Annotated in this window: 17 protein-coding genes; 7 read left to right on the top strand and 10 right to left on the bottom strand. The window is 62.2% G+C overall.

The genetic code is table 11. From position 1 onward, the window contains the following. Positions 1 to 6 precede the first annotated feature (6 nt). Both ACOQFR_RS03710 and ACOQFR_RS03705 read right to left on the bottom strand, forming a co-directional pair. Positions 7 to 654 carry a hypothetical protein gene (locus ACOQFR_RS03710; RefSeq protein ID WP_421378691.1) on the bottom strand — a complete coding sequence of 216 codons (648 nt, stop codon included), beginning with the start codon at positions 652 to 654 and terminating at the stop codon, positions 7 to 9. Between the two features lie 18 nt (positions 655 to 672). Further along, the gene (locus tag ACOQFR_RS03705; RefSeq protein WP_421378690.1) at positions 673 to 1,347 is read right to left on the bottom strand and encodes a DsbA family oxidoreductase; all 675 of its coding nucleotides are present in this window, start codon (positions 1,345 to 1,347) and stop codon (positions 673 to 675) included. Between the two features lie 175 nt (positions 1,348 to 1,522). Here ACOQFR_RS03705 and ACOQFR_RS03700 point away from each other — a divergent pair, with 175 nt between their 5' ends. Genes ACOQFR_RS03700 through ACOQFR_RS03690 form a run of 3 tightly spaced genes read left to right on the top strand, consistent with a single transcriptional unit; the run spans position 1,523 to position 3,347 of the window. Continuing rightward, positions 1,523 to 2,119 (top strand): hypothetical protein, encoded by a 597-nt coding sequence (locus tag ACOQFR_RS03700; protein WP_421378687.1) that lies wholly within the window; start codon positions 1,523 to 1,525, stop codon positions 2,117 to 2,119. Then, a complete protein-coding gene (locus tag ACOQFR_RS03695) occupies positions 2,116 to 2,736 on the top strand; it encodes a hypothetical protein (RefSeq protein WP_421378685.1) in 621 nt (206 codons plus the stop codon). The genes ACOQFR_RS03700 and ACOQFR_RS03695 overlap by 4 nt, the downstream gene beginning before the upstream one ends. Next, a complete protein-coding gene (locus tag ACOQFR_RS03690) occupies positions 2,733 to 3,347 on the top strand; it encodes a hypothetical protein (RefSeq protein ID WP_421378683.1) in 615 nt (204 codons plus the stop codon). The genes ACOQFR_RS03695 and ACOQFR_RS03690 overlap by 4 nt, the downstream gene beginning before the upstream one ends. A gap of 5 nt (positions 3,348 to 3,352) precedes the next feature. On the opposite strand, the gene ACOQFR_RS03685 is transcribed toward ACOQFR_RS03690, so the two are convergent. The 5 genes from ACOQFR_RS03685 to ACOQFR_RS03665 form a co-directional block, all read right to left on the bottom strand. Continuing rightward, positions 3,353 to 4,618, bottom strand: coding sequence for a hypothetical protein (locus ACOQFR_RS03685; protein WP_421378681.1), 1,266 nt, complete (start codon positions 4,616 to 4,618; stop codon positions 3,353 to 3,355). Then, complete coding sequence (locus ACOQFR_RS03680; RefSeq protein ID WP_421378679.1) at positions 4,615 to 4,797, bottom strand: hypothetical protein; 183 nt, start codon at positions 4,795 to 4,797, stop codon at positions 4,615 to 4,617. The genes ACOQFR_RS03685 and ACOQFR_RS03680 overlap by 4 nt, the downstream gene beginning before the upstream one ends. Before the next feature lie 131 nt (positions 4,798 to 4,928). Continuing rightward, positions 4,929 to 5,906 (bottom strand): HNH endonuclease, encoded by a 978-nt coding sequence (locus ACOQFR_RS03675; protein ID WP_421378677.1) that lies wholly within the window; start codon positions 5,904 to 5,906, stop codon positions 4,929 to 4,931. 53 nt (positions 5,907 to 5,959) lie between these two features. Beyond that, the gene (locus tag ACOQFR_RS03670; RefSeq protein ID WP_421378675.1) at positions 5,960 to 6,259 is read right to left on the bottom strand and encodes a helix-turn-helix domain-containing protein; all 300 of its coding nucleotides are present in this window, start codon (positions 6,257 to 6,259) and stop codon (positions 5,960 to 5,962) included. Positions 6,260 to 6,272: 13 nt separating this feature from the next. After that, positions 6,273 to 6,587, bottom strand: coding sequence for a type II toxin-antitoxin system RelE/ParE family toxin (locus ACOQFR_RS03665; RefSeq protein ID WP_421378673.1), 315 nt, complete (start codon positions 6,585 to 6,587; stop codon positions 6,273 to 6,275). A gap of 115 nt (positions 6,588 to 6,702) precedes the next feature. On the opposite strand from ACOQFR_RS03665, the gene ACOQFR_RS03660 reads away from it, so the two are divergent. From ACOQFR_RS03660 to ACOQFR_RS03645, 4 genes are all read left to right on the top strand, one after another. Continuing rightward, positions 6,703 to 8,598 (top strand): prolyl oligopeptidase family serine peptidase, encoded by a 1,896-nt coding sequence (locus tag ACOQFR_RS03660; protein WP_421378671.1) that lies wholly within the window; start codon positions 6,703 to 6,705, stop codon positions 8,596 to 8,598. Between the two features lie 180 nt (positions 8,599 to 8,778). Further along, positions 8,779 to 10,059, top strand: coding sequence for an AAA family ATPase (locus ACOQFR_RS03655; protein ID WP_421378669.1), 1,281 nt, complete (start codon positions 8,779 to 8,781; stop codon positions 10,057 to 10,059). Between the two features lie 56 nt (positions 10,060 to 10,115). Further along, entirely contained in the window at positions 10,116 to 11,090 is a 975-nt protein-coding gene (locus ACOQFR_RS03650) for a hypothetical protein (protein WP_421378667.1), read from the top strand. Next, entirely contained in the window at positions 11,081 to 12,784 is a 1,704-nt protein-coding gene (locus ACOQFR_RS03645; protein WP_421378665.1) for a GmrSD restriction endonuclease domain-containing protein, read from the top strand. The genes ACOQFR_RS03650 and ACOQFR_RS03645 overlap by 10 nt, the downstream gene beginning before the upstream one ends. Positions 12,785 to 12,833: 49 nt before the next feature. Here ACOQFR_RS03645 and ACOQFR_RS03640 read toward each other — a convergent pair whose 3' ends face one another. From ACOQFR_RS03640 to aceE, 3 genes are read right to left on the bottom strand one after another with little or no spacing between them, the layout of a single operon-like run. Next, complete coding sequence (locus ACOQFR_RS03640; RefSeq protein ID WP_421378663.1) at positions 12,834 to 13,094, bottom strand: hypothetical protein; 261 nt, start codon at positions 13,092 to 13,094, stop codon at positions 12,834 to 12,836. Continuing rightward, complete coding sequence (locus ACOQFR_RS03635; protein WP_421378661.1) at positions 13,091 to 13,879, bottom strand: hypothetical protein; 789 nt, start codon at positions 13,877 to 13,879, stop codon at positions 13,091 to 13,093. The genes ACOQFR_RS03640 and ACOQFR_RS03635 overlap by 4 nt, the downstream gene beginning before the upstream one ends. 17 nt (positions 13,880 to 13,896) lie before the next feature. Then, positions 13,897 to 16,578 carry a pyruvate dehydrogenase (acetyl-transferring), homodimeric type gene (gene aceE / locus ACOQFR_RS03630; RefSeq protein WP_421378659.1) on the bottom strand — a complete coding sequence of 894 codons (2,682 nt, stop codon included), beginning with the start codon at positions 16,576 to 16,578 and terminating at the stop codon, positions 13,897 to 13,899. Positions 16,579 to 16,795: the final 217 nt, after the last annotated feature.

The raw sequence follows: 16,795 nt of genomic DNA, 5'->3' as shown, positions 1-16,795 counted from the left end.
CAGGGCTCAGCCGGCGGCCAACTGGGCCCGGAAACGCTCAAGCAGCGCGTCGACCTGGCCGCGCGCGGCGCGGGCCACCGGCACCCGCAGCATCGAGACGTGGTGGCGGGTGGCGTAGGTCGTGCTCGAGGTCTGCACCGCGGTCGTCAGGCGCGTGGTGAAGGCGATGGCCGGCGGGTCGGCCTGGTAGTCAATCGCCAGCACGCGGCGGCCGCCGGTGAACGACAGCGGGAACCAGCCGCCGTCGATCAGCACGCCGCGGTCGGAGAAGATGACCTCGAGGCCCGGGTCCGGAATCTTCGCCGGCAGGCGGTAGAAGTTGACGTCGACGCTGCCTTTGCCGATGCCCGCTTCGTGCGCGCGGAAGTCGGCGAACTCGTCAGGCGGCACGGTCCAGCGGGCGATGGCGGTGCGGCCGCTGCGCAAGTCGCGGAACACGCGGATGCGGCTGGCGTAGTACACGGCCAGCATCGGGCAAAACAGCGCCGGCAAGCCGCCGATCATCAGCCACGGCGATCCCGAGCCGCCTGCCTCGCGCGCGTCGGCGATGCCAAACGCCACCAGGCCCCACGCGATCAGCGACGCGGCGGCGAACAGCAGCGCGTTGCGGGCGGGATGACGCACGCCGGCACTGCGGGATCGTTTGCGGGCCATACCGAACCTCCCCAGCGATCAGCCGGTTCCGGACTGCGCCGATTTTTCGGCCGCGATCTGCCGCAGCGCCTGCTCGAACACCTCCGGCGGCTGCCCGCCGGAAATCAGGTGCTTGCGCTCGATGATGATGGCCGGCACGCCGGTGATGCCGGCCTGCTGGAAGAACTGTTCGACGGTGCGCACTTCGGCGGCGAATTCGTCGCTGGCGAGGATGGCGCGGGCGCGTTCCGCCGGCAGGCCGGCGCCGGTCGCGATCTGCACCAGCGTGGCGTGGTCGGACACGTCGCGGCCCTCGGTGAAGTAGGCCTGCAGCAGCGCGCGCTTCAGCTCCAGCTGGCGGCCTTCCTCGCCGGCCCAGTGCAGCAGGCGGTGCGCATCGAAGGTGTTGTGGATGCGCCGGCGCCGCGACGTGTCGAAGACCACGCCGAGTTCGGCGCCGCGCGCGCGGATGCGTTCCTGGTTCGCGGCCAGCTGCGCTTCGTCCAGGCCGTACTTGGCCTGGAGGTGCGCGGCAATGTCTTCGCCCTCCGGAGCCATCTTCGGGTTCAGCTCGAAGGGCTGCACGTGCAGCTCGACGTCCACTTCGCGCTGGAGGCGATGCAGGGCCTGTTCGAGCGACGCCAGGCCGATGGCGCACCAGGGGCAGACGACGTCCGAGACGAAATCGATACGCAGCGGGGTCGGGTCGGTCATCGCGGCATCCTGGTCCGTTGGCTGGCTGGGATTATCGGCGCTTTTTGTGTCCGGGTGCGACCTGTGCCGGGCAGGCTGCAAGGGCGTGTCCGGAGATAAACGTACTCTGACCCCGGAGGTTCGGTGGGTTATCCTCCGGCTTCTTCTTGCGGGAACGATCGCTCTGTCGAAGGTATTGAAATTCCTGTGGCGGCAGCGGCGTGGGCGGATTGCGCTGCTGGGGGTGGCCGTGGCGGCGGCGGTGATCGCGGTGCTTGGCGGGTTCGGGCGTGCCGACGTGGCCCGCGCAACGCTGGCGGTTTCCGGCGCGAACCAGGCCATTGCGTCCGATGCGTTTTCGATCACGCCGACCTGTGCCTGGACGAGTGAGGTGCGGCCTGGCCAGGCGGCCTCGGGTCCGCAGCGCTATCTGATCCTTCGCGCGACCGTGGTCAACAAAGCATCCGATTGGCTGGCCATGCAGGCCTACCTGGACCGCGACGTGATCTGGCTGCCGACCGGGTCGGGCGAGCCCGTGAATTCCGAACGCACGCAGCGCGCCGACGACGCGACCGTAAGGCTCACGCTGGGGCCGGGCCTGCCGGTGCGCGTGGATTTCATCTGGGAGTTGCCTGCCGGCATGGTGCCGCCGACGCAGGCGACCTGGGGCCTGTTCGCACGCCGGCACGTGGCGCGCAGTTACGCCAGCGGCGAGGAAATGTGGGTGCAGGACGGACCGGGCGGCAAGTTCGTGCTGCCCGTGGGCACGGCCTGCGATGGAGCCTTGCCATGAGCCGGCGCCTTGCGGTGCGCTGGGGCCTGGTGCTGGCGACCGTGCTGGCCCTGGCGCTGATCGTGACGCTGCGCCGCGAGCAGCCGTCGTTCGACGAGAAGACCGCGCCGATGCTGCTGCACGCGTCTGCCGGCGAACGGGTTGCGGCGCGCGGTTTTTCGGTGCGGGTCGGCAAGGTCAAGCTGGCGCACGCCTACCTGATCGACGGACAGCAGCGCGGCGATCCCGGACGCGAGGTCCGCGCGGACGGTGTCTGGCTGTCAGCGCTGGTTGAAGTGGAGCGCTCGCACACGAACGGCTACGTGGCCGCGCAGCTGCGCACCCGCGACGGGCGAACCTATCGCGCGGCCCCGAACGAGCGCCCCGACCTGAAGGGCTTCAACCTCACCGACACCTACCTGGTCGCCGGCCTGCCCGCGAACGGCGCGTATTTCTTCGACGTGCCCGCGAACGCGCTGGAAGGCGCGTCTCTGCAGCTCTACGCGGGCAATTCGGCACCGGCCCAGTTGGACCACCTGGTGGACATCACGCTGGGCCTGGATGCGGCGAAGGTGAAGGCCCTGCGGGCCGAAGCGACGCCGCTGCTGGACCTGCGCACGCCGGAGCCCACCGAATGAGCCCGCGCCCGGACACCATCACCTGGTGGCGCCACAACCGCGGCTGGCTGGCGGCCGCCGCCGTGCTTTGCCCGTTGGCCTTCCTGCTGTCCTGGGTGGTCGTGCAGCGCGACCTCGACACCAAGTACCCGCGCACCCAGATCACCGCGACCGCGAAGTGGAATGACTACGAGGGCGCGCGCTGGCGCCTGGTCGGCGTACGTCGCGAAACCGCCGCGGCCGGCACCGCCGCCGACTACGCGCACCCCGAGGCAGCGCTGATCCTGGTTGATTACGAAGTGATTCCCGGTGCCGCCATTGATGTCGCGCGACTGGACTTGTGCAAAGGGCGGCTGGTGGACGGAGACAACCGCGCGTGGGAAGCGAACGCCCCGGCCCGCGTCTCCGGCTGGATGGCCGAGCGCGGACTGGGCAGCACCTGCGGCTCACGCGTGGTCGGCGGCGAGGCCCAGGCGGTGGCCGGCCAGCCCTTCGCCTTCACCCACGTCTACCTGGTGCCGGCCGACGTGCGCCCCGCCGACCTGCACGCCGACATCGTGTTCCCGCCCTTCACCACGACGCCCAAGCGCGGCACCTACCTGCGCTTCGCCCTGCCCAACCCCGCGAGCTGAGCGACTCAGCGACGTGCCGCGCGCAGCCCCGCCACCGCGCGATCGAACACCGCCGCCAGCAGCACGATCCGCAGCAGCTGCGTGAACAACGCCGGCCGCAGCGATAGCGGCCCGTTGAACAGCATGGACAGCGGCTGGCCCAGCAAGCGCCACTCGTCCCAGTCGCGCGGGCCGATGGCGGCCGTGGCCCAGCCCCAGGCCTGCGCATCCACGTAGTCGAGCAGCGCCCAGCCCACGCACAGCACCAGCAGGGCTGGCAGCCCGGCGCGCAGCACCAGGCGGACCGCGTTGACCAGCGGAATGGCCTTGGCATTCCAGCCGGCACTGATCCTGTCGACCACCGCCTGCCAGATCGGATTGAGCCGGCGGTAGCGGCGGCCGATCAGGCGGGCGCGCGCGTCGTAGCGGTCCAGGCGGCCGCGCCGGCGCAGGTCCATGCCGTAGACGATGGCGGCGATCGCCAGCCACACCAGCGGCATCGCGACGGCGCCGCCGGCCGTGGTCAGCACGTCCCAGGCCGGCTCGAGCAGGCGTTTGAGCGGCGCCAGCGAGACCAGGCCGATGAACGGGTTTTCCCACCATTGCACGACCGCCTGGTAGACGACGCGCGATTGCCACCAGTCGCTGGCCGCCGCGTAGCCGCGCGCGATGACGGCCGCACCGACGAACAGCCAGTACGCCTCGCAGGCCGCGACCAGGATCGACCAGCCGCCGTGCTGCGCGGCGGCGAAGCGGCGCTTGGCCAGCGCCCGCAGCGCCCACGACACCGCCAGCGCCACCCACAAGCCGCGCAGCCCCAGGATGTCCTGCAGCGGTTCGCGCCGCTCGAACGAGATCCAGCTCTGGTAGGTCAGCAGGAAGTCGCGCTTGGTGCCGTCCAGCAGCCCCCACGCCGCGTAGTAGGCAAAGAACGGCAGCAGCGCCACCGCCAGCACCTGCAGCCACCTGCGGCCCGCCGGCACCGACGGCAAGCCCGCCACCGGCTGCATCGTCGGCAGCGACGGCCGCAGCACCAGGAACATCGCGATCATGCCCACCAGCTGGGACACGATCAGCACCGCGATGGCCGCGTAGGACAGCAGCACGCCCTGCTCGCCGGCGACGATGGCCACCAGCATCAGCGCGTCGTACGCCACCCACTGCGCGAAGAAACACGCGAGCAAGGCGGGCCAGTGGCGCAGGAGCAGCCGGGCCGCGAGGGCGGGGATTTCGAGCCAGGCGCGTTCGGTCGCGTGGGGCGGGAAGGCCGGGTTGGCCGCAGTCGTAGTCACGAAGTGATGAACGTGGTGACGCCGGACAGCGGCTTGCGCGTAATCGCCCGCACGCGGCAGCCGGGCGCGGGGTGGCCGACCACCAGCAGCAGGTAGGGCACTTCGTGGCGCGGACGACCCAGCAGCTCGTTGAGGAAAGCCATCGCGCTGGGCGAGGGCTGGGTGGGGATGTCGGGCATGTAAGCGTGGGCAGGCGGGGCGAGGCCTCAACTTTAGCTGGTCAGGCCAGCGCGTGCGCCGGATCCTTCCTGATAACGTGCAGCAAAGCCTTGACCGCCCTGTCGTTTGGCAGCGGCCCTGCCGGCACGCTCTAGTATCTGTAGCGGCTTTGCAGGAAGACGCTTTCCCGATGGAAAGCCAGGTAGGACTTCTGCCCCTCACTGAACCCGCCGACGTTTTTCAATGCGCTGGGATCCAATCCCATCATTAGCAGTGACGGGATGTGGGCGACCGGGGACCACAACACTCCGCCATGGTCCTCAAAGCTGACGAAGCCGCGGTCGAACAGGTGATCTGCATCCGGCGTGAGCAGTAGGCCGTTGTCGCCATCCAGGCGTTCGCTGTTGTTCGCGTCGCGCCATGGCTTGCAGTGGCTTGCCCGCAAGTGCTCCACCCTGTCCACCTTCGTCAGGCGACAGCTGGATTCGCGCTTCAGCACGTTGTCCTTGAAAATCCCCTGCCCGCGCCGGGCCATGACCACGGCTTTCCGGTCCGTCTCGACCAGCGTCCGGTCTGCTGCGACCTTGTCCAGCTCGTGTTCCTCCCACTGCAGCAGGCCAATGGCCACCTGCGCCGACGCGTGGTCGGCAACCCGGGAGCTCTCGATGATATTCCTCGCCTCGCGGCCGATCAGGTCGACCAGGGCGGCGGCTAGCGGGTCAGGCAGGTATGTCAGGTACACACCTTGGAGGCCTCCGCCATTAGCCTGGAGCGGCGAATATCGCTTGGGCAGCAAGGGGGCAAGTCGCCCCATGTGCTCAGCCGGACGAATCGGACCCTTGAGTTCGAAGAAGCTGACGTCAACGCGCCAACCAATCTGGTTCCAGTAGGCGCCGGCTTGGCCAAACTCGAGCGGTTTGGGGGCCTCGTAGGCATTCGATGCCACGATGCCAATGCCGCGGAGGTAGGTGCCCGCAAAAGAAAAAACGACATCGCCGGGCGCGACGTCCCGCATGAAATCGTAGAACTGGTTTCGGGCATTGTTGGCATTGCGCTTGGGGGACCAAAGGTAACCGCCAGCGATCTCGTGCCGGTAGGTCTGGTTCTGGTTTACCCACCAATGCCGCATCCCCGGAGTTTACCTGCGCGCAGGTGCCTGTCCAGGGCCGGGCAAACCCTGGATCAAGCCGCCAGCTCGATCCTCACCGGAACGCCCAGCTTCGCTGCAAAAAGCATCAGCATGTCCAGGCTGAACTTGTCGCTCTTGCCCCGCATCAGGTCGGAAACGCGGCTTTGGCTGACGCCGAGCAAGCCAGCCGCTTCGCACTGGGTCATCTGCCGGGACTTGATCCTGAGTTGAAGCTGGATCATCACGTCGGCGCGGAGCGTGAGAACCAGCGCCTCGGCGTGGCTGAAGCCAAGGTCGACAAACACATTCCCGCTGGACGGAGTAACGGCGTTTTCCTGCTTGCTGCGCGGCATGGGCGTCCTCTGGTCAGGGAATCAAGCGGTAGCGGGCTCGGCCCATTTCGATGTCCTTCGGCGATGTGCGCTGGGACTTTTTCTGGAACACGTGCAGGACGTAGATGTGGCCGGCACTCGCGACCACATAGAAGGTCCGGAAAGCTCCATCCGCCGTGCGGTTCCTGATTTCCCTCACACCTGCGCCAATGCCTGGCATCGGCTTCCAGCTCCGGGGTTCAAGTCCCGATTGGACCAGTCGAAGATCCATGCCCGCCTCCGATCGCACTGTGGCCGGAAGCCCGAGGAGATCGGATTTGGAAGTGCCAACCCAGTGGAGAGCCTTCATTCGGATTATATGATTACGTAGATATTATGCAAGCAGTTGAATACCTGGATGGCCGCTTCGGGCCGGAACCATGCACCTGATACGTTGGCCGGAGGAACCCCGAGGAAACCGCCCGATGAAGACCCGCCTGCGCGTCAGCCTTCCCCTCGCCCTGCTGCTCGCCGCCGCGCCCGCACTTGCGGCCGACACCCCCACCGACCCCACGCTGGAAGCCCGCATCACCGCCATGGGCCAGGTGAGCAGCGCGGGCCCGGGGCAGTACTCGCCCGACGGCACGCAGATTGCCTACATCAGCAACGTCAGCGGCTCGCCCCAGGCCTGGCTGATGCCCGCGGCTGGCGGCACGCCCACGCAGCTGACGAAAGGCAGCGACCCGGTCTCGGGCCTGCGCTGGTCGCCGGAGGGCAAGCTGGCCTATGCGGTATCGCCGGGCGGCGGTTACAACGCGCAGCTGTTCCTCAGCAGCGCGGATGGCAAGGACGTGGTGCCGATGAACGACGGCAAGGCCAACACCTTCCCGGGCGACTTCGGCGACGGCCTGCGCTACCACTTCCGCAGCAATGCCCGCGACCCCGCCGCCACGGATATCTGGGTCTACAACATCGGCAACGCCGAAGCGATGGTGATGATCCCGATGCAGGGCCTGGGCAGCCTGGACGACCTGGTGTTGAACCGCGGCTTGGTGAACCGCCTGGTGACCCGCGGCGACAACAACCTGTGGGTGGACGAACTGGCCGACCCCACCGGCAGGAAAACCCTGCTCACCCCGCACGAAGGCACGGCCCGCAGCTTCGGCAAGTTCGGCGCCGACACCAGCACGGTGTACCTGGCCCACAACGTGCAGCGCGACCGCATGGTGTTCGCCAAGGTGACGGTGGATGCGGAAGCCGGCGCCTCGCCCCTGCAGACCCTGTCCGAACGCGACGACGCCGAGCTGGAAGACTTCGTGCTGAGCCGCGACAAGCAGCAGGCCCTGCTGCTGTGGAACGTGGGTGGCCGCAGCGAACTGGAGCTGGTGGACCTGGCCCACGGCGACAAGCAGGAACTGCCCGCGCCCCCGGCCGAACTGGTGTCCAGCCCCGACTTCGCGCCCAACGGCCGCACGGTGCTGATGACCATCAGCGGCTCCACCGCCCCCGCCGAACTCTGGCAGCTGGACCTGGCCACGCAGGAGTACACGCGCCTCACCTTCAGCCCCGCCGCCGGCGTGGACCTGAGCCAGCTGGTGAAGCCGGAGCTGCGTACGTTCAAGGCGCACGACGGCCTGGAACTGTCGGGCTGGCTGTACCTGCCGCCCGGCTTCAAGCAGCCCGGCCCCGTGGTGCTGAGCTTCCACGGCGGCCCCGAAGGCCAGGAGCGCCCCGCGTTCCGCGCCGACTACCAGGCCCTGCTGGCCAGCGGCATCGCCGTGTTCGCGCCCAACATCCGCGGCAGCTCGGGCTTCGGCAAGAAGTTCATGAGCCTGGACAACCACGCCGGCCGCTTCGACGCCAACAAGGACATCAAGGCAGCGGCGGATTTCCTGCTGGAAGCAGGCATCGGCGCCAAGGGCCGCCTGGGCATCATGGGCGGAAGCTACGGCGGCTACGTGGTGATGGTGGCCGTGACCGAGCACCCCGATCTGTTCGCGGCCGGCGCCAACCTGTTCGGCATGGTGAACTTCGAGACCTTTTTCGCGCAGAGCACGCCGTGGATGGGGGCGATCAGCACGGGCGAGTACGGGGATCCGAAGACGCAGCGGCAGCTGCTGCGGGATCTGTCGCCGATCCACAAGCTGGACCGAGTGAAGACGCCGCTGCTGGTGATGCATGGGGCTAATGATACGAATGTGCCGGTGGTGGAGGCGGAGCAGGTGGTGCGGGATTTGAATAAACGCGGTCTGCCCATTGAGTACATATTGTTCCCCGACGAAGGACACGGCTGGAGAAAGCAGTCGAATCGCGTTAGATCCACATTGACAGTGACGCGATTCTTCGTCCTCAGACTTTCCGAAACCAAAGGTTCGCAATAGCTCTTGGGTGTGGGGAAATGCGACCATCGTCGAAACGAACGGGTGTCGGCGCTTACCGCGGCCGAGGCGCCCCGCAGAAAAACGCACTTTCGATGCTGGAGTTTGATCTAGAACAGGTGTTTGTCATCCAATCAGAAAGCCAGACCTGAGCTCCCAGTGTAAAAAATAAAGGAAATCGGTATGAAGTTGGTGTCTATGACGTGTCATCGCTACAGAGCGTTCAAAGAGAGATACAAAACACCGATAGCGCCAATCACGATAATTATTGGAAAAAACGGTAGCGGGAAAAGTGTGCTGGCGCGACTACCCCTATTGCTTTCGCGCGCATTGGCTTCGGACCCCGATAATCCGCTGGATCTTTTTGCGGGCGGCGTCGAACACGCGGTTACCTTCGAGGACCTAATACACGCCAGGAGCGCATTGCCATTTGCACTAGGTGCAGAGTTTTATGATGGGCATACAAGAAGTGAGTTCGAAACAACACTTGTGCACATAAGCGAGCTGAAAATTCTAGTAATTGAGAAATTCGAACTTAAGGAGCAGGGCGAGACGGTACTGCAGATTGAGCTTGAGGACCCATCCCAGCTCACATCCCAAAGACCGATGTACCGCGTGACTTCCGATGGCACCACGACCGTATCAGCAGTTCGATTCAGCGGACTCCTCCCTGAACCGACCACTGTGGGTGCGGAACTTGGCCATCGACTCGAACGCCTATTTATGCAGTTCCGGGACGCACTTTCCTCACCATCCTACCTGGGGCCATTCCGATCAGAAGGTACCAGGGCAATGCGCGTGCCAAACCAAAACATGAGAGAACTTGGTGCTCGCGGTGAGAAAACTCTGGAGTTCTTGGCCGACGATCGGCTACGCCGAGGGGGCAAACTTTCCGCAAGTGTGAGTGAATGGTTCACCACGGCGATGGGCCACGCTATCGATGTCGATGTTTCCGGAGAGCAACCTCGCATAAGCATCTCGGATATATCCATGCGAACGCCGGTCGCACTTTCCGACACGGGGGCGGGCTTCTCACAAAGCCTTCCGATAGTGGTGCAACACATTGGCTTCCAGCACGGCCGGCTTTCCGCTCCTGTACTGATCGTAGAGCAGCCAGAGCTACATCTTCACCCAGCCGCTCATGGCGCACTCGCTGACCTTGCGGTTGCATCGGCGACATCGACCAATCCCTCGCCCGCCATCTGCATCATTGAAACCCACTCTGAACAACTAGTGATGCGGGTCAGACGTCGAATCGCGGAGGGGGTAATTCCTGCGGACAAAGTAATTGTCTTATCGGTTGGTCATGTCGAGGTGCTTGATGGGGAGACTGTTATCGACCCGATCCGGGTCATCACATTTGACACCTCGGGAAACCCATCAAGTTGGCCAACGGGTGTCTTCGAGGAGGCTTTCTCCGACTTAACGGAACTTCGGAAAGCAACGCGCGATAAGAACTCATGAGAATTCAAGTCGAGCAAACAGTACATTCCGATCCACTATGGTATCCGGTGCTCGACGTGATCACCCTATTTGTTGAGGAGAAGAGACACTGCTTTGAGCCAGATGGCCTTTTGACAAGCCCTTGGATTAGCTCCAGGCCAACAAATACCGCGGAGCTAGTCCGCCTTTCGTCAAAAAATCGATCGTTCGATGCACATATAGATAAGTCGACGGTGATTCTGGACGCTGAGTCTCGACGCGGCGGCACCGTCGTAACAACTTCCCGCACAACTAGATTGCATCCACGCGATGCGATCGCGTTTCTGTCAATGCCGCTGAACATTGTGGTCGAAAATGAAGCCAATGACGGCGCCTTTTTACTCTGGATGGCAAGAGCATTGGGATTAGCCAGTTTCATTGATGCTTATCGCGCTGGCTGGATTTCCTTCAGACATGCTGGCGGAAAGGGATTAATACCATCTGCCGCAAGAATAATGTCTCACGGAGTTTGGGCGCGCCGAGATGAGAAGTACTCCCGCGCGCTCAAGTGTTGGACATTGGCGGTCCTGGACAGCGACTCAAGCTACCCCGGAGACAATCCCAATGCGAGCTTGGTCCTAGAGGCGGCCGAATACTGCCTCTCCGTTCATCAGTTAAGGAGTCGATCAATAGAAAGCTACATACCGATTGATGTAATTAGAAGCTCGCTCAGTTCGGCAGCTGACTTGGATCGGGTGAAAGCGCTTGATCGTCTTACTGAAGTACAGAAGCGTCACTACCATATGAAGAGCGGATTCAAGATCGGCAGTGAGTCACCCGCAAGTAAAGCTAACTTCCTTGCATCCCCCCATCATCCAGCCCAACAGCGCGCGCTGTACTCAAGCCTGCCAGATGCCGACTGGACCAAGTTGGCTAATGGTTTCGGAAAAGGACTAAGCTCGGTCTATACTGATGAAGCGCGCAGGCCAGATCCTTCCAAAAAGGTTGTATCGAACCCAGAACACGCGGCCGAAATTCGGACCTTGCTGAATCACATTTACGGGTGCTTTTGATCGTGTCAATCCTTCCTTCCGCGACAGCGAAACCGGAGATTGTAGTTGTCACCGATCTCATGGACGGCGTCCTGACAGGCGAGTATCGAATTCCTCGTTTTCAGCGCCCGTATGTATGGTCGCCAGATGACATGCTGCAATTGTTCGACAGTGTTCTTAAGGGCTATCCGATTGGGTCACTTCTTGTGTGGCAGACAGAACGTCGAGACATTTCCAGCCTAGACAATGTCGGCCCAATTCAAATTGAGTCAAGCGGACCGATCGTCAAGTCTTATGTCGTCGACGGACACCAACGACTCGCAACGCTACTTGGGGTCCTGCGCCTGCCGGAAAGCCACCCTAGGTCAAAACTTGAGGACTGGCGGTGGTGGGTTGCGTATGACCTCAGGAACGAGCAGTTCGTACACCTTCGCGAGCCCAAAGACAAAATATCCCTTCTTCATCTACCGTTGAGAAGCGTACTTCGGACGGTTGATTTTGCGCGACGTACCCGGGAGATTCTCAACTCTCAAGAGTTCACTCCTGACGAGGCCAATACTTATCTTGATCGCGCAGATACGCTGCAAAGAGCCATTCGCGACTACCGTGTTCCAATGACTGTCTTGAAGTCTGGCTCGCTAGATGACGCAGTGACCATTTTTGCGCGCGTCAACCAACGGGGGCGCGACATGACCCCGGACCAGATGATCTCTGCGTTGACTTTCCGCGATGAGCAGGATGGCAATTTTGATCTTGCAGCGTCTATTGACGAGATTTTGGGTGAGCTTAGGGTATTTGGATTGGGCGACCTGCATCGCCGCGTAATTCTTCAGAGCATACTTGCCTTGGCTGATCTTGATTTCACTCGACCAAGTTACGAACGCATTGTTAACCGCAACTCCTACGAGAAAATGCGGCAGTCAGTCATTGACTCCAAAGCAGCTCTTCTTTGCACCGCAAAATTTCTAAGGGACGACATTGGGCTCCCGTCCAGTAGGCTTTTGCCTTATTCATCCATTGCAGTATTGCTGTCAATCTTCTTCGGCCAAATTTCTCGCTCTAGTGGTGAATTTAGCGCGTCACAGCGCCTTTTGCTGATCAAATGGTTTTGGGCAACATCTTTCAACGGTTGGTTTGCTGGCGCCAACACTACTGACCTGCGACAGGCAGGGAAGGTTATGCGCAGTTTCGCCGACAACGCACACTCACCCGACACGTTCGACAACTTCTTCTTCGGCAGAGACATTCGCCCGTTCCCGGAGTCTTTCGATCGCAGGTCAGCCCGTATTCGCGCATCTCTTCTTGTCCAACTTACCGAAGGGTCGCCGAAGGATCCTCGGACTGGCACCGAAATCTCACCCGAAGCAATCAACTCGGACGGGTCGTTGGGCGACATACCTTACTTCTTCCCGAACGAGAGAAAGCCAAGAGTGTCTAACCCGGCAAACAGAGTGATTCTTCCTACTGGGTATCCGAGAAACAGTCGTGCTTTCTTCACTCAGCTCGACGACTCCAATCTAAGCCAGAGCATACTCAGGTCGCACTTTATTTCTGAGAAGGCAATTCAGCATTTAAGAAATGATGAAGTTGACGATTTTATAGACGAAAGAGAGCGTTCACTTCTGAATGCCGAAGCTAGATTCTTGCATCGGCTGGGGTTGGCATTTAATGTACTTGGCGAGCGAAGTGCTGAAGAGATAGATTCAACAGATTGAGTGACACTGATCACTTGGATGGGCGAGCTTGCATGGGGATTGATGGTCGCTACGCTTTCGCGAAACCAATTGATTCGAGCCACCCGTCAGGAAGATTCTCAATTGCCCTGAAGTAGCGGCCGTGGGATCGTTGCAAATCCGCGAGGACTTGCGCGTCCAGGATAACGATCTCGTTGTTAATACCGGCCCTTAGCAACTCCAGCTCTAGGAGTGTGCGCCGGCAATTCGCTTGCTCCCGATTGGCATCATCGAACGTTTCGATCTTCTCTAGCTTGCCTAGAGCCTGATTGTATTCCAGAAGAAAAATCATTTCTTCTTCTCTGCAAGATTAGCGTTCTGGTCGCCCTGAAAGAAAGAAACAATCTTATGCCGGAGATCTGCCAGTGATGATTTTGCCATCTTGTTTGCGGCAAGCGCTTTCTTGTCAACGAAATTCAGCTCTCGGCGCTGCTTCTTCGTCAAGAACGGCTCGAGCTTCATGCGAGTACAAGTATTTTCCCTAGCGTCATTCTCGAGTTTGGAAAGGCGCGACTGCATGTGATCGTAGTTCCGAACAAACTGTGACAGCTGGCTGAGAAGCTCGATTGCTTCAGGATTTCCGTGTCCATACTTGATCTCGGGGCCCAACATGTCCGCAAGCTTCTCGGAGTATTCCGCCCAAAGATGCTGAAGCTCCGTACGCACCTGGATTTCCACGTGCCTGGAGGCAAGTTGTACAACCGCATGGACAGCTCTATATCCGTTGCTTGCGCGCTCTCTTCGATCTACAACGCGGGCTTCGCCAAACGAGCTGATAATGAAATTAATTGCTGATTCTTGAGAAACCTCATCATCAACCACAATTCTACAGCCCGCCATATCTTGCATTTGTGAAAGCCGGATGCTTTCCCGCTTCAATTTTGCGACGATTGATTTGGTTGACTTGGCAGGCCTGCCGGCTACTTGAAATCCAGCAAGGCGGAGCGACGATACAATTTTTTCATACGAACAGAAGAAGGTATGACGGTATTCGTTTAGGTCAATAATGTCCTGCTCCTCCACAACTTCGCGAAGGAGTCTTATGCCAAGCCTGTCTGTACTGGCCCTCGAAAGCATTACGTAAGGTACAGTCACTAGAACGCAACGGGATTCAGTTTATCCGTGTCAATCTTGTAGCTCTTTATCGCCCTCGCCACATCCTTGGCATTCATCTTGCCGTCTGCTGCCAGCGCCGCAATCGCGGCATGCGCGATGTAGTACCGGTCGACCTCGAAGAAACGACGCAGGTTGGCGCGTGTGTCTGAACGCCCGAATCCATCCGTACCCAACACCGTGTACTTCATCGGCACAAACGCCCGAATCTGATCCGCGAACGCCCGCACATAGTCCGTCGCGGCGATCGCAGGGCCTTGGCGGCCCTCCAGGCAGGAAGTGACGTAGGCCTTCTTCTGCTCACCCTCCGGATGGAATCGGTTGTAGCGTTCCACCTCGAACCCGTCGCGCCGCAGCTCGGTAAAGCTCGGGCAGCTCCAGATATCCGCTGAAACTCCGAAGTCCTTGTCCAGCAACTCCGCCGCGGCAATCGCCTCGCGCAGGATCGTGCCGCTGCCCAACAGCTGCACCCGCAGCTCGCCCTTCTTTGGCTTCCCGGCATCCTTCAGCAGATACATGCCCTTGAGAATGCCCTCGGCCGCCCCTTCCGGCATATCCGGGTGCGGGTAGTTCTCGTTCATCAGCGTCAGGTAGTAGTACTCATCCACCTGGTCCTCCAGCATCCGCTGCATGCCGTGCTGCAGGATCACCGCCACTTCGAAGCCGAAGGTCGGGTCATACGCCTTGCAGTTCGGGATCGCGCCCGCCAGCAGGTGGCTGTGGCCGTCCTCGTGCTGCAGGCCTTCGCCGTTCAAGGTCGTGCGGCCGGCGGTGGCGCCCAGCAGGAAGCCCCGCGCGCGCATGTCGGCCGCCTGCCAGGCGCTGTCGCCGATGCGCTGGAATCCGAACATGCTGTAGTAGATGTAGAACGGCAGCATCGGCTGGTCGGACGACGAGTAGCTGGTGGCCGCGGCCATCCAGCTGCTGAAGGCGCCGGCTTCGGTGATGCCCTCTTCCAGCACCTGGCCGGTCTTGTCTTCGCGGTAGTACATCAGCTGGTCGGCGTCCACCGGCTTGTACTTCTGGCCGTCGCGGGCGTAGATGCCGATCTGGCGGAACAGGCCTTCCATGCCGAAGGTGCGCGCTTCGTCGGCCACGATGGGCACGCACAGCGGGCCCACCTGCTTGTCGCGCAGCACGATGTTCAGGGCCTGAACGAAGCTCATGGTGGTGCTGTTCTCGCGTTCGCCGGTGCTCTTCAGCAACCGGTCGAACACTTCCAGCTTGGGCGCGGTGAGCTGCTTGCTGGTCTTGCGGCGGCGCTGGGGCAGGTAGCCGCCCAGCTTCTCGCGGCGCGACTTGAGGTATTCCACTTCGGGGCTCTTCTCGCCGGGGTGGAAGAAGGGCACGTCGGCCAGCTTGTCGTCGGTGAGCGGAATCTGGAAGCGGTCGCGGAAGGCCTTCACCGCGCTGTCGTCCAGCTTCTTGGTCTGGTGGGTGGGGTTGAGGCTTTCGCCCCAGCTGCCCATGCCGTAGCCCTTGACGGTCTTGGCCAGGATGACGGTGGGCTGGCCGGTGTGGTTGCTGGCGCTGTGGTAGGCCGCGTACACCTTGTGCGGGTCGTGGCCGCCGCGGTTGAGGCGGCTGATGTCCTGGTCGCTGAGGTTGCTGACCATCTGCTTGGTCTGGGCGTACTTGCCGAAGAAGTTCTCGCGCGTGTAGGCGCCGCCGAAGGCCTTGCAGTTCTGGTACTCGCCGTCCACGGTTTCCATCATCAGCTTCTTCAGGCTGCCGTCGGTATCGCGCGCCAGCAGCGGGTCCCAGTAGCTGCCCCACACCAGCTTCAGCACGTTCCAGCCGGCGCCGCGGAAGCTGCCTTCCAGCTCCTGGATGATCTTGCCGTTGCCGCGCACCGGGCCGTCCAGGCGCTGCAGGTTGCAGTTGATGACGAAGACCAGGTTGTCCAGGCCTTCGCGGCCGGCCACGCCGATCGCGCCCAGGCTCTCGGGCTCGTCGGTTTCGCCGTCGCCCAGGAAGCACCAGACCTTGCGGTCGCTGGGTTCGACCAGGCCGCGGTGTTCCAAATACTTCAGGAAGCGCGCCTGGTAGATGGCGCTGATCGGGCCCAGGCCCATGCTGACCGTGGGGGTCTGCCAGTAGTCGGGCATCAGCCAGGGGTGCGGGTAGCTGCTGATGCCCTTGCCGTCCACTTCCATGCGGAAGTGGTTGAGCTGGTCTTCGCTGATGCGGCCTTCCAGGAAGCTGCGGGCGTAGATGCCGGGGCTGCTGTGGCCCTGGATGTAGAGGATGTCGCCGGGGTGGTTTTCGCTGGGCGCGCGCCAGAAGTGGTTGAAGCCGACGTCGTACAGGGTGGCGCTGGAGGCGAAGGAGGCGATGTGGCCGCCGAGGTCGCCGGGCTTGCGGTTGGCCTTCACCACCATCGCCATCGCGTTCCAGCGGATGATGCTGCGGATGCGCCATTCCAGGGTGGCGTCGCCGTCGCTCTTGGCTTCCAGGTGCGCGGGGATGGTGTTGATGTACTGGGTGGTGGGATTGAACGGCAGCTGGCCACCGGCGCGGCGCGTGAGTTCGACCATGCGCTCGAGCAGGTGATGGGCGCGCTCGGGGCCGTCGGTGTCCAGCACCGCCTTGAGCGATTCCATCCACTCGCGGGTTTCGGTGGGGTCGAGGTCGTTTTCCAGTACGTCGGTCAGCCAGTTCATGTCCCTTCCCTGTGGCCGGCGCCTGGCACGGCCTGTGCGTATTGTTTGAACCCCGAGTTTAGCGCAGGGTGGCTAATCCGGGGTCAGAGTGCATTTATCTTCCGGGACCGGGGCAGAGGCCTGCGGCCACCAGAAGATAAATGCACTCTGACCCCGGATTTACGGCGAGGATGTCCCGAGGACAGATGGGTTCAATTCGCACCAGTACGGGTTCTGG

It is taken from the genome of Arenimonas sp. MALMAid1274, assembly GCF_049195245.1.
GTDB lineage: Bacteria > Pseudomonadota > Gammaproteobacteria > Xanthomonadales > Xanthomonadaceae > Arenimonas.
This window is presented reverse-complemented; position numbering and strand designations above follow the sequence as displayed.

Bases quoted from the DNA above. Each gene is read 5' to 3' on its own strand.
- ACOQFR_RS03710 (WP_421378691.1), bottom strand. From the start codon at position 654: ATGGCCCGCAAACGATCCCGCAGTGCCGGCGTGCGTCATCCCGCCCGC.
- ACOQFR_RS03705 (WP_421378690.1), bottom strand. From the start codon at position 1,347: ATGACCGACCCGACCCCGCTGCGTATCGATTTCGTCTCGGACGTCGTC.
- ACOQFR_RS03695 (WP_421378685.1), top strand. From the start codon at position 2,116: ATGAGCCGGCGCCTTGCGGTGCGCTGGGGCCTGGTGCTGGCGACCGTG.
- ACOQFR_RS03690 (WP_421378683.1), top strand. From the start codon at position 2,733: ATGAGCCCGCGCCCGGACACCATCACCTGGTGGCGCCACAACCGCGGC.
- ACOQFR_RS03680 (WP_421378679.1), bottom strand. From the start codon at position 4,797: ATGCCCGACATCCCCACCCAGCCCTCGCCCAGCGCGATGGCTTTCCTC.
- ACOQFR_RS03675 (WP_421378677.1), bottom strand. From the start codon at position 5,906: ATGCGGCATTGGTGGGTAAACCAGAACCAGACCTACCGGCACGAGATC.
- ACOQFR_RS03670 (WP_421378675.1), bottom strand. From the start codon at position 6,259: ATGCCGCGCAGCAAGCAGGAAAACGCCGTTACTCCGTCCAGCGGGAAT.
- ACOQFR_RS03665 (WP_421378673.1), bottom strand. From the start codon at position 6,587: ATGAAGGCTCTCCACTGGGTTGGCACTTCCAAATCCGATCTCCTCGGG.
- ACOQFR_RS03660 (WP_421378671.1), top strand. From the start codon at position 6,703: ATGAAGACCCGCCTGCGCGTCAGCCTTCCCCTCGCCCTGCTGCTCGCC.
- ACOQFR_RS03655 (WP_421378669.1), top strand. From the start codon at position 8,779: ATGAAGTTGGTGTCTATGACGTGTCATCGCTACAGAGCGTTCAAAGAG.
- ACOQFR_RS03640 (WP_421378663.1), bottom strand. From the start codon at position 13,094: ATGATTTTTCTTCTGGAATACAATCAGGCTCTAGGCAAGCTAGAGAAG.
- ACOQFR_RS03635 (WP_421378661.1), bottom strand. From the start codon at position 13,879: ATGCTTTCGAGGGCCAGTACAGACAGGCTTGGCATAAGACTCCTTCGC.
- aceE (WP_421378659.1), bottom strand. From the start codon at position 16,578: ATGAACTGGCTGACCGACGTACTGGAAAACGACCTCGACCCCACCGAA.